General features: G+C 70.5%; 9 protein-coding genes. 4 read left to right on the top strand and 5 right to left on the bottom strand.

All coding sequences use genetic code 11. The features are described 5' to 3' along the window. Positions 1-55 precede the first annotated feature (55 nt). The gene (lepA, locus tag D474_RS0106365; RefSeq protein ID WP_017612754.1) at positions 56-1,906 is read left to right on the top strand and encodes a translation elongation factor 4; all 1,851 of its coding nucleotides are present in this window, start codon (positions 56-58) and stop codon (positions 1,904-1,906) included. Positions 1,907-1,997: 91 nt separating this feature from the next. On the opposite strand, the gene D474_RS0106370 is transcribed toward lepA, so the two are convergent. The 4 genes from D474_RS0106370 to D474_RS0106385 are packed head-to-tail and all read right to left on the bottom strand — an operon-like array spanning position 1,998 to position 6,017. Beyond that, a complete protein-coding gene (locus D474_RS0106370) occupies positions 1,998-2,360 on the bottom strand; it encodes an acyl-CoA dehydrogenase family protein (RefSeq protein ID WP_017612755.1) in 363 nt (120 codons plus the stop codon). Between the two features lie 48 nt (positions 2,361-2,408). Continuing rightward, entirely contained in the window at positions 2,409-3,626 is a 1,218-nt protein-coding gene (locus D474_RS0106375; RefSeq protein WP_017612756.1) for an acetyl-CoA C-acetyltransferase, read from the bottom strand. After that, entirely contained in the window at positions 3,619-4,845 is a 1,227-nt protein-coding gene (locus D474_RS0106380) for a CaiB/BaiF CoA transferase family protein (RefSeq protein ID WP_017612757.1), read from the bottom strand. Before D474_RS0106380 ends, D474_RS0106375 begins: the two co-directional genes overlap by 8 nt. Continuing rightward, positions 4,842-6,017 (bottom strand): acyl-CoA dehydrogenase family protein, encoded by a 1,176-nt coding sequence (locus D474_RS0106385; protein ID WP_026118229.1) that lies wholly within the window; start codon positions 6,015-6,017, stop codon positions 4,842-4,844. The genes D474_RS0106380 and D474_RS0106385 overlap by 4 nt, the downstream gene beginning before the upstream one ends. 150 nt (positions 6,018-6,167) lie before the next feature. On the opposite strand from D474_RS0106385, the gene D474_RS0106390 reads away from it, so the two are divergent. Continuing rightward, positions 6,168-7,088, top strand: coding sequence for a LysR family transcriptional regulator (locus D474_RS0106390; protein WP_017612759.1), 921 nt, complete (start codon positions 6,168-6,170; stop codon positions 7,086-7,088). Between the two features lie 27 nt (positions 7,089-7,115). Here D474_RS0106390 and D474_RS0106395 read toward each other — a convergent pair whose 3' ends face one another. Then, entirely contained in the window at positions 7,116-8,063 is a 948-nt protein-coding gene (locus tag D474_RS0106395) for an acyl-CoA thioesterase (RefSeq protein WP_017612760.1), read from the bottom strand. A 173-nt stretch (positions 8,064-8,236) separates the two neighbouring features. On the opposite strand from D474_RS0106395, the gene D474_RS0106400 reads away from it, so the two are divergent. Together D474_RS0106400 and D474_RS0106405 are read left to right on the top strand one after the other, a co-directional pair. Then, entirely contained in the window at positions 8,237-9,439 is a 1,203-nt protein-coding gene (locus tag D474_RS0106400; RefSeq protein ID WP_017612761.1) for a TAXI family TRAP transporter solute-binding subunit, read from the top strand. Beyond that, the coding region (locus D474_RS0106405; protein ID WP_017612762.1) for a TRAP transporter fused permease subunit at positions 9,436-10,674 on the top strand (1,239 nt) is incomplete at its 3' end. The genes D474_RS0106400 and D474_RS0106405, both read left to right, overlap by 4 nt.

The raw sequence follows: 10,674 nt of genomic DNA on the forward strand, positions 1-10,674 counted from the left end.
TCGGCGCCCGCCCAGGGCACGCACGACCAGCACCCAACCTGTTGAACGGAGCACGGTGGCACAGCCGAACTGGACCGATCCCGCGCTGATCCGGAACTTCTGCATCATCGCGCACATCGACCATGGCAAGTCGACGCTGGCCGACCGGATGCTCCAGATGACCGGGGTGGTCCAGGAGCGCCAGATGCGCGCCCAGTACCTCGACCGCATGGACATCGAGCGCGAGCGCGGCATCACCATCAAGTCGCAGGCGGTGCGCATCCCCTTCACCGCGCTCGACGACCAGGAGTACACGCTCGACCTCATCGACACCCCCGGCCACGTCGACTTCACCTACGAGGTCTCCCGTTCGCTGGCCGCCTGCGAGGGTGCGATCCTGCTGGTGGACGCCGCGCAGGGCATCGAGGCGCAGACCCTGGCGAACCTGTACATGGCGCTGGAGAACGACCTCGTCATCATCCCGGTCCTCAACAAGATCGACCTCCCGGCCGCCCAGCCGGAGAAGTACGCCGAGGAGCTCGCCGGCATCATCGGCTGTGAGGTCTCCGACGTGCTCAAGGTCAGCGCCAAGACCGGGGACGGCGTCGAGGAGCTCCTCAACGAGATCGTCAACCAGTTCCCCCCACCGGTCGGCGTGGCCGACGCCCCGGCCCGCGCGATGATCTTCGACTCGGTCTACGACACCTACCGCGGCGTGGTCACCTATGTGCGTGTGGTCGACGGCCGCCTTGCCCCGCGCGAGCGCATCCAGATGATGTCGACCAGGGCTTCCCACGAGATCCTCGAGATCGGCGTGAGCTCGCCGGAGCCGCGCAAGTCCGAGGGGCTGGGCGTCGGCGAGGTCGGCTACATCATCACCGGTGTGAAGGACGTGCGCCAGTCGAAGGTCGGTGACACCATCACCGCCTTCAAGAGGCCCGCCGACGAGATGCTGCCGGGTTACCAGGAACCCAAGCCGATGGTGTTCTCGGGCCTGTACCCGATCGACGGCACCGACTACCCGGTCCTGCGCGACGCCCTCGAGAAGCTGCAGCTCAACGACGCCTCCCTGGAGTTCGAGCCGGAGACCTCCGCGGCCCTGGGCTTCGGATTCCGCTGCGGGTTCCTGGGCCTGCTCCACCTGGAGATCACCCGCGCCCGCCTGGAGCGCGAGTACGACCTCGACCTCATCTCCACCGCCCCGAACGTGATCTACCGGGTCGAGATGGAGGACGGCGAGGAGCACGTCGTCACCAACCCGAGCGAGTTCCCCGCCGGCAAGATCGACAAGATCTACGAGCCGATGGTCAAGGGCACCCTGCTCACCCCGGCGGACTTCATCGGTCCGATCATGGAGCTGTGCCAGGACAGGCGCGGCACCCTGCACGGCATGGACTACCTGTCCGAGGACCGTGTGGAGATGCGCTACACCCTGCCGCTGGCCGAGATCGTGTTCGACTTCTTCGACCAGCTCAAGTCCCGCACCAAGGGGTATGCCTCCCTCGACTACGATCCCACCGGCGAGCAGGAGTCCGACCTGGTCAAGGTCGACATCCTGCTGCAGGGCGAGGCCGTGGACGCCTTCTCCGCCATCGTGCACAAGGACAAGGCCTACGCCTACGGCGTGGAGATGACCAAGAAGCTGCGCGAGCTCATTCCGCGGCAGCAGTTCGAGGTGCCGATCCAGGCGGCCATCGGTTCGCGCATCATCGCCCGCGAGAACATCCGCGCGATCCGCAAGGACGTGCTCTCCAAGTGCTACGGCGGTGACATCAGCCGTAAGCGCAAGCTGCTGGAGAAGCAGAAGGAGGGCAAGAAGCGCATGAAGATGGTCGGCCGGGTCGAGGTGCCCCAGGAGGCCTTCATCTCGGCGCTGTCCACCGACGGCGGCGACGAGAACAAGGACGACAAGAAGAAGAAGAAGTAGTAGTCGTTCTTGCGAGCGGGGGCGGGGCCGGTGCGATCCGGCCCCGCCCCCGCTGCGTGCGGCCCCTGCACCCGTGCGCCCCGGCGGGGACTCAGACGCGGTACTCCTCCAGCAGGCGGCGGCCGATGATCATGCGCTGGATGTCGGCCGTGCCCTCACCGATGGGCAGCATCGGGGCCTCCCGGTAGAGGCGTTCGATCTCGTACTCGGTGGAGTAGCCGTACCCGCCGTGGATGCGGAACGCGTCCTCCACGACATCGCGACAGTACTCCGAGGCCAGATACTTGGCCATGCCCGACTCCAGGTCGTTGCGTTCGCCCGAGTCCTTCTTGCGGGCGGCGTTGACGACCAGCGCGTGCCCTGCCTCGACCTTGGTGCCCATCTCCGCGATCCGGAACTGGACCGCCTGATGCTGGTCGGCGGTCAGGCCTTCGGTGGTGGCGAGGCGGCCCATCACGGGCCCTCCTTCTGAGCTCGGGGTGGACGGGGACGCGCCGGGGTGTCAGTTCCGGGAGGCCGACTCGAAGACGGCGGCCAGCCCCTGCCCACCGCCGATGCACATCGTGGTCAGCCCGTACCGGCCACCGGTACGGTCCAGTTCGCGGGCGAGCGTGCCGACCATGCGCGTGCCGGTAGCGCCGACCGGGTGGCCCAGGGAGATCCCGGACCCGTGCACGTTGGTGCGCTCGCGGTCCTCGTCGGTGAAGCCCCACTCGCGCATCACGGCCAGGGCCTGGGCGGCGAAGGCCTCGTTCAGCTCGATGCGGTCCATGTCGGCCAGGGTCAGGCCGGCCCGCTCCAGGGCGCGTGCGGAGGCGGGCACCGGGCCGATCCCCATGACCTTGGGCTGCACCCCGGCCACCGCCCAGGTCACCAGGCGCACCAGCGGGCGCAGCCCCAGGTCCTCGGCCTTGTCCCGGGTGGTGACCACACACAGGGCGGCGGCGTCGTTCTGCCCGCTCGCGTTGCCCGCGGTCACCGTCGCGTCGGGGTCCTGGGAGCGCATGATCGGCTTGAGCCCGGACAAAGTCTCCACGCTCGTGTCGGCGCGAGGGTGCTCGTCGGTGTCGATCACCGTCTCGCTCCGGCGGCTGCGCACGGTCACCGGGACGATCTCTTCGGCGTACACACCTGACTTCTGGGCCGCCACAGCACGCGCGTGCGACTCCACGGAGAGCTCGTCCTGCTCCAGGCGGGAGATGCCGTACTCCGCGCGCAGGTTCTCGGCCGTCTCGATCATGCCGCCCGGAACCGGGTAGTGCGACCCGCCCGCCGTCTCACGCGCCCGTACGAGCCCGTCGTGCACCGTGATCCCGCTGCGGGCCCCGCCCCACCGCATGTCGGTGGAGTAGAACACCGCATTGCTCATCGACTCCACCCCGCCGGCCAGCACCAGGTCCTGGGCACCACTGAGCACACCCATCACCGCGTTGACGACCGACTGCAGCCCGGACCCGCACCGGCGGTCCAGGTGTTGCCCGGGCACCGAGACCGGGAGCCCGGCGTCCAGGGCCACCACGCGCCCGATCGCGGGTGCCTCGCTGTTGCCGTTGCAGTGGCCCAGGACCACGTCGTCGACCTCGGCCGGGTCCAGGCCGGTGCGCTCCAGCAGCCCCGTCAGAGTCTGGGCGCCCAGGTCGACAGCGGTCACGTTCTTGAACATGCCGCCGTACCGGCCGAACGGGGTACGCACGGGTTCGCAGATGACGACCTCACGCATGGGGTACGCCTTTCTTCGTGGTGGGGGAGGGGTGTGCGGCCTCTGCCGGTTCGTCGTGCCCGGTCAGGCCGAGTTCTGCCAGGATCGCCGCGGTGTGCTCGCCCAGCGCGGGCACCGGGGCCATCCGCAGTTCGACGTCGTCGAAGGTCATCGGAGGCAGGACCGCGCTGATCCCGCCCCTCTCGGTACCGACGGTGCGCCAGCGGTCGCGCTCCGACAGCTGCGGGTGCTCGACCACGTCGGAGAGCCGGTTGAGCCTGGCCGCGGGGATCCCCGCCCGGGCCAGGCGCTCGTCGAGCTCGGAGGTCTCCCACTGCCGAGTCCGGCTCGCCACGTAGGCGTCGCACTCCGCTCGGTTGGCGACCCGGTCGACGTTGGTGCGGAACCGGGGGTCCTCGGCCGACCCGGGTTCGCCGAAGACCTCGCCGACCAGCGTCGCCCAGCCCCGGTCGTTCTGCACTCCGAGCAGGATCTCCCCGTCCAGGGTCGGGTAGGCGTCGTAGGGGGCGATGGAGGCGTGGCTCAGGCCCATGCGCGGGATCTGCCGTCCCGCGTACATCTGCATGTACATGGCGTGGCCCATCCACTCCACCGCCGAGTCGAACATGGAGACCTCGACGGTGGCGCCGCGGCCCGAACGGGTGCGCCGCAGCAGCGCGGAGAGCACCGACATCGCCGAGTACAGGCCTGCGGCGATGTCGGCGTTGGGCACCCCCGTCTTCGTGGGGCTCTCCGGGGTGCCGGTCACCGAGACCATCCCGGACTCCGCCTGCACCAGCATGTCGTAGGCCTTGCGCGTGGACTTCGGGCCCGTATCGCCGTACCCGGACAAGTTCACCACGACCAGGCCGGGGTTGTGCTCGCGCAGCGCCTCGGCGCCCAGTCCGAGCCGCTCGGCGGCCCCGGGCGCAGAGTTCTGCACGAACACGTCGGCGCGGGAGATGAGCTCCTGGGCGACGCGGCGGCCGTGCTCCGACTTCAGATCGACCGCAAGGGATTCCTTGGACCGGTTGAGCCACACGAAGTGGGAGGCCAGCCCGTCGACGGCGCCGTCGTAGTTGCGGGCGAAGTCGCCCTCGCCGGGGCGTTCCAGCTTGATGACCCGGGCGCCCAGATCGGCCAGGTGGCGGGTGGCGATGGGGGCGGCCACCGCCTGCTCGAGGGAGACCACGAGCGTGCCCTCCAGCGGCAGATCGCCCTGCTCGTCCGAACCGTTCACGAGTTCTTCGTCCTCTCCCGGCGCACCAGGCCGCCGCCGACGATGAGCCGCTGGATCTCGCTCGTGCCCTCGTACAGGCGCAGCAGCCGCACATCGCGGTAGATGCGCTCCACGGCCACCCCGCGCATGTACCCGGCACCGCCGTGCACCTGCACCGCGAGGTCGGCCACCTTCGCGGCCATCTCGGTGCAGTGCAGCTTCACGGCCGAGGGCATGATGCGGCGGTCCTGGCCGCTGACGTACTGTGCGGCGGCCTCGCGCACGAGCGCGCGACCGGAGGCCACACCCGTGTACTGGTCGGCGAGCATGGCCTGTACGAGCTGGTGCTCACCGACGGGGACCCCGCCCTGGGTGTTGGAGGCGGCGTAGGAGACCGACTCGTCCAGCGCGCGCTGGGCGGAACCGACGGCGAGCGCGGAGATGTGCACACGGCCGCGCGCCAGGGAGGTCATCGCGGCCTTGTAACCGACCTTCTCCTCGCCCCCGACCAGGGCGTCGGCGCCCACCCGTACCGAGTCGAAGGTGACGTCGGAGGTCCAGGCGCCCTCCTGGCCCATCTTGGCGTCCTTGGGGCCAACGGTCACCCCGGGGGCGTCGGCCGGGACCAGGAACACGGCGATCCCGTTGCCCTGGGGCCCAGGGTCGGCGGTGCGTGCGAAGACCACGAACAACCCGGCCATCGGGGCGTTGGTGATGAACTGCTTGTGGCCGTCGATGACCCACTCCGAACCCTCGCGCACGGCCTTGGTGCGCAGCCCCGCGGGGTTGGAACCGGCGCCCGGCTCGGTGAGGGCGAAGGAGGACACGACCTCGCCGGAGGCCAGTGCTTCCAGCCACCGCTCGCGCTGGGCGTCGGTGCCGTAACCGACCAGCACCTGCCCGGCGATGCCGTCGTTGGTGCCGAAGAGCGAACGCAGGGCCAGGGAGGTGTAGCCGAGTTCCATCGCCAGTTCGACGTCCTGGGCCAGGTCCAGCCCGAGGCCGCCCCACCGCTGAGGGATCGCGTACCCGAACAGGCCCATGTCGGCGGCGGCGCGGCGCAGGTCGTCGGGGACGGCGTCGGCGTCCAGGATCTCGTTCTCGCGGGGGACCACGGCCGTGCGCACGAAGTCGCGCACCTGGTCGCGGATCTGGGTGAAGTCTTCTGCTGTGACCTCGGTCTCGGAACTCATGGCCCCGATCATCGCGACCCCGCCCATACGTGTCCAATACTCGATGAAGGCACATTGATACCCCGAGCGCAATAATTCGGTCGGGGTACCTCCGACGTGCGCAGGAGTCGCCTGCGGGCGCCCTGACACCCGTGACGTAGGTTGCCGACCATGAACCTGCACCACCTGGACGCCTTCCTCGCGGTCGCCGAGGAGCTCCACTTCGGCCGCGCGGCCGAACGCCTCCACATGGCCCAGCCCCCGCTCACTCGCACCATCAAACAGCTCGAGCGCGACCTCGGCGCCGAGCTGTTCGTGCGCACCACCCGCTCGGTCCATCTGACCACCGCGGGTCAGGCGCTCATCGGGCCCGCCCAGGAGGTGCTGGAGGGCTGCCGGGCCGCGCGCAACGCCGTGCGCGCGGCGGGGGAGGGCCAGACCGGGTCGGTGCGCCTGGGGTTCGCCGGGCCCTCCTCGTACCTGCTCGTGGGGGACCTGAGCCGCCTGGTGCGCCAGCGCCGCCCCGGCATCGAACTCCGGCTGCACAGCACCACCTACGCCAACGAGGCGCTGCGCTCGGTCATCGACGGCGGCCTGGATCTGGCGATCGTGCGCTGGGGTGTGCAACCCCCGGAGATCGCCCAGCGGGTGGTGGCCGAGGAACACCACGTCCTGGCCGTGCCCGAGGGCCACCGCCTGGCCGACCGCGAGGTGGTCAGTCTCGCCGAGTGCCGCGACGAACCCTTCGTCGCCCTGGCCGCCGACCCCGGGTCGACCGTGCGCGACACCTTCATCCGCGCCTCCTACGACGCCGGGTTCTCCCCGGACATCGTCCAGGTCGCCTCCGACTCCTGGACCCTCATGGCTCTCGTGGGCGCCGGGGTCGGGCTGACCTTCACCCTGGACACCGCCGTCGCCAACGTCCCGCGCGAGCGCATCCGGGTCGTGCGCCTGGCCGAGGACATCAGCCCCTCGTACGCACGGCTGGCCTGGAGGCGCGACGGTGAGAGCCCGGCCCTGCGCGAGGTGCTGCGGGCGTCGGAGGAGGCGCTGCCCACCCCCGAGCACCTGGTCGGGGTGGACCTGCCCTGAACACTGTTCGGGTCGCGGGCCGTGCGCCTAGACATCGGGCGTTCGGACCAGCGCGATCTGGCTCGCCGAGACCAGGTGGGAGCCCCGCTCGTCGAAGATCTCGCCGGTACCCAGCGCCTTGCCGTGCGAGACGGACCCGACCCGGGCGTCGAACTGGTGCCACGACGACAGATCCGGCCGGCGGTGGAAGGTGAGGCTGTGCGTCAGGCTCAGGATCCGGCCGCCGGGTTCGTGGCGGGCCGACCCCAGCACCCGGAACGCGTCCTCGATGATGCTCATGTCGCTGACGTAGGCCACCAGTGCCGCCCGGACCAGATGGTCGTCGGGGAGCGGCGACGTGGCCCGGATCCACACGGTCTGACCCGGCTCGGGGTCCTGCTCCACGTGCTCGGCGAGGAACGGCGGGGTGGAGGCCGGCCGGAAGTGCACCGGACGCGGCTCGCTCCACCACGCGGGGATGCGTTCGTCGCCGGCGAAGCGCTCCCACAGGTCCGGCAGCTCCTCGGGGCCGGCGACCCGGCGCGGGGCCAGGGCGCTGTAGGAGGGCAGGTCCCCTCGGGTGGTGGCCCAGCGGGTGGTCGCGGTGAACAGTTCGCGCCCGCGCCCGTCGCGCAGTGTGCTGCGGCGTGTGGACATGGAGACCGCGTCGGAGACCCGTTCGACCTCCCACACCAGGTCCTGTTCGGTGGGGACCCCGCGCACGAAGTCGGCCTGGACGCTGAGCACACGCTGGTCGCCGGCGGCGGTGTGTCCGGCCGCCACGATGGCCTGGGCCAGGAGGAGCCCGCCGAAGAGCCGGTCGGCGGGGGGGTGCTGGGTCCCTCCGCGCCACCGGGTCAGGTGGGCGCCGGAGGGCTCGAGAGGGCGCAGCTCCAGGAGCGCGAGGACCTCCTCGAGGGTGACGCCGCCGGACCCGGCCGTCCCGGACGGGTCGGGGGCAGGTGTGCGTGGGGTGTACGAGGTGTTCGGGCTCACAAGGCCATGATGCCCGGTTCTTGATGCCACGAGCACCCTTGTGCCAGGGGTATTGATGCGGTTCGGGTATCAGTGTGCGGGGGACAAAGTATTGGAAATCGGCGCGACATCCCAGGCAGAGTGACCTGCGACACAAAGGCTTCCCTGAGTCGATGCCTGGGAGGAAGCGCCCCTTGAACAGCCCCCCTGCCCCGATCCGGTGGTGCTCCGCCGCACTGGCCCTGGCGGTCGTGCTCGCGGCCACCGGATGCGCGAACCACGAAGAGCTGGGCGAGGACGGGCTGCCCCGCCAGCTCGTCTGGACCACCTACGGCACCGGCACGTCCACCTACGCCGACGTCGCCGCTGTGGCCGACGCCATCACCACACACGAGGGCAGTCCCGTCCGAGTCATCACCTCCGACACCGCCATCGGCCGTCTTGCGCCGTTGCGCGAGGGGCCGGCACACTTCTCCCGCACCGGCGACGAGTACGTGTTCTCCTTCGAGGGGGACGAGGACTTCACCACCGAACTCTGGGGACCCCAGGACGTGCGCGTGGTCTGGGCCCCGGTCGCCCCGCACGGCCTGCTCGTGGACGACGACTCCGGAATCGAGAACATCGAGGACCTGCGCGGTGCCGACTTCCCCTACATCACCGCCAACCCGTCGGTGAACGACAAGCTCGAGGCCTTCCTCGCCAACGCCGGGCTGACCTGGGGCGACGTCAACCCCGTCGAGGTCGGGTACGGCGAGCAGCCCGACGCGCTCAGGAACGGCCTCATCGACGTGCTCTTCCAGCAGGTCCACGGCTCCTCGCTGTACGAACTGGAGTCCGCCTTCGACGTGCGCTGGCTCAGCCCGGACACCGACCCCGAGTCGCTGGCGAACGTGCTCGAGGTGTCCCCGTCGGTGGAGCTCGGCGAGTTCGAGGGCGCCCCCGGCCAGGAGGAGGGGGAGAGCGACACCGGCATGATCTACACGCTGCCGGTCGTCACCTACGCCGACACCGACCCTGAGCTGGTGCGGCACACCATCGAGACGATGGTCGAGAACTTCGAGCACTACGAGGACTCCACCGCGACGCTCCCGTCCTGGTCGGCCGACGAGGTGCTCACCGCACCCAAGGAGGTGCCGTTCCACGACGGCCTCGTCGAGTTCCTCGAGGAGCGCGGAGACTGGAGACCGGAGGCCGACGAGCTCAACGAGGACCTGGTCGAACGCGGTGAACGGCTCCGCGAGCTGTGGCCCGAGGTGGCCGAGCAGGACGACCCCCGTGCCACCTGGCCCGAGGTCAAGGCCGACGTCCCCCGCCCCGACCCGCACGCCGCGGAGCAGAGCACGGACGACGGGGAACCCGACGGCGCCGAAGAGAACGACGACGGGGAGGACCGTTGAACCGCACCGGCGGGGACACCCCCGGCACCACCGGACCGGACGACGGGGAAGCCCCGGAGGACACCGGATCCGGCCCCGGCGAGCAGGCGCCCTCCGCCGCCGCGGCCCGCTGCACCGGCCCCTGGCGCGCTGTCGTCGTCGCCCTGACCGTCGCCGGGCTGCTGCTCACGCTCGGCCAGGTCTTCCACTGGAACCCGTTCGGACGGCCCCTGCTCATCAACGAGTTCCTGCACCTGGTCCTGGCCTGCTTCCTGCCGATCGTCTTCCTCGCCTTCCCGCTGAGCGCCGAGCACGGCCAGGCCAGGGTGCCGGCCTACGACGCCCTCCTGGCCGGGGCCGTGTCCGGGGTGAACGTCTACTACGGCATGCACGGCGAACGCATCCTCACCGAGGGCTGGGACTACATCGCGCCGGCCACCGCGACCGTGCTGAGCTTCGTGCAGTGGGCGCTCGTGCTGGAGGCGCTGCGGCGCACCGCCGGGATGATCGTCACCGGCATCGCCATGGCCTTCTCGCTGTACCCCCTCATCGCCGGCGGCATCCCGATCCCGATCCTGGAGGGCATCCAGTACGACGCGGTCGGGCTCGCGCAGATGCACACCATGGGCGCGGAGTCCGTGCTCGGGCTGCCGCTGCAGACCGCCGCCACCATCCTCATCGGGTTCCTGCTGTTCGGCGTGGTCCTGCGGCACACCGGGGGTGCCGAGTTCTTCTACGACTTCGCCCGGTCGGTGTTCGGCACCGCACGCGGCGGCTCGGCGAAGGTCTCCGTGGCCGGCTCCGCCACGCTCGGCATGATGAGCGGCAGCGCGGTGTCCAACGTGCTGACCACCGGCCCGATGACCATCCCCTCGATGAAGCGGGCCGGGTTCTCCGGACGCTACGGCGCCGGCGTCGAGGCCACCGCGTCCTCGGGCGGGTCGATCACCCCGCCGATCATGGGCACCGCGGCCTTCCTCATGGTCTCCTTCGTCGGGGTGCCCTACGCCGAGATCGCCCTGGCCGCGGCCATCCCCGCCCTGCTGTTCTTCCTCGGCATCTACGTGCAGGTCGACGCCTACGCCGCCAAGCACCGCCTGCACGGCATCGCCCGCGAGCACCTGCCGCGCACGGTCCCGGTGCTGCTGCACGGGTGGCCGTACCTGCTCGCGCTCGCCGCCCTACTGTTCCTGCTGGTGTACCACCACCGCGAAGCGCAGGCCCCGTTCATCGTCGTGGCGGGGCTGCTGCTGTAC

It is taken from the genome of Nocardiopsis salina YIM 90010 (genome assembly GCF_000341025.1).
GTDB lineage: Bacteria > Actinomycetota > Actinomycetes > Streptosporangiales > Streptosporangiaceae > Nocardiopsis > Nocardiopsis salina.

What these genes read in the sequence shown, in the direction of transcription:
- D474_RS0106375 (WP_017612756.1), bottom strand. Translation starts at nt 3,626, where the DNA reads ATGCGTGAGGTCGTCATCTGCGAACCCGTGCGTACCCCGTTCGGCCGG.
- D474_RS0106385 (WP_026118229.1), bottom strand. Translation starts at nt 6,017, where the DNA reads ATGAGTTCCGAGACCGAGGTCACAGCAGAAGACTTCACCCAGATCCGC.
- D474_RS0106390 (WP_017612759.1), top strand. Translation starts at nt 6,168, where the DNA reads ATGAACCTGCACCACCTGGACGCCTTCCTCGCGGTCGCCGAGGAGCTC.
- D474_RS0106370 (WP_017612755.1), bottom strand. Translation starts at nt 2,360, where the DNA reads ATGGGCCGCCTCGCCACCACCGAAGGCCTGACCGCCGACCAGCATCAG.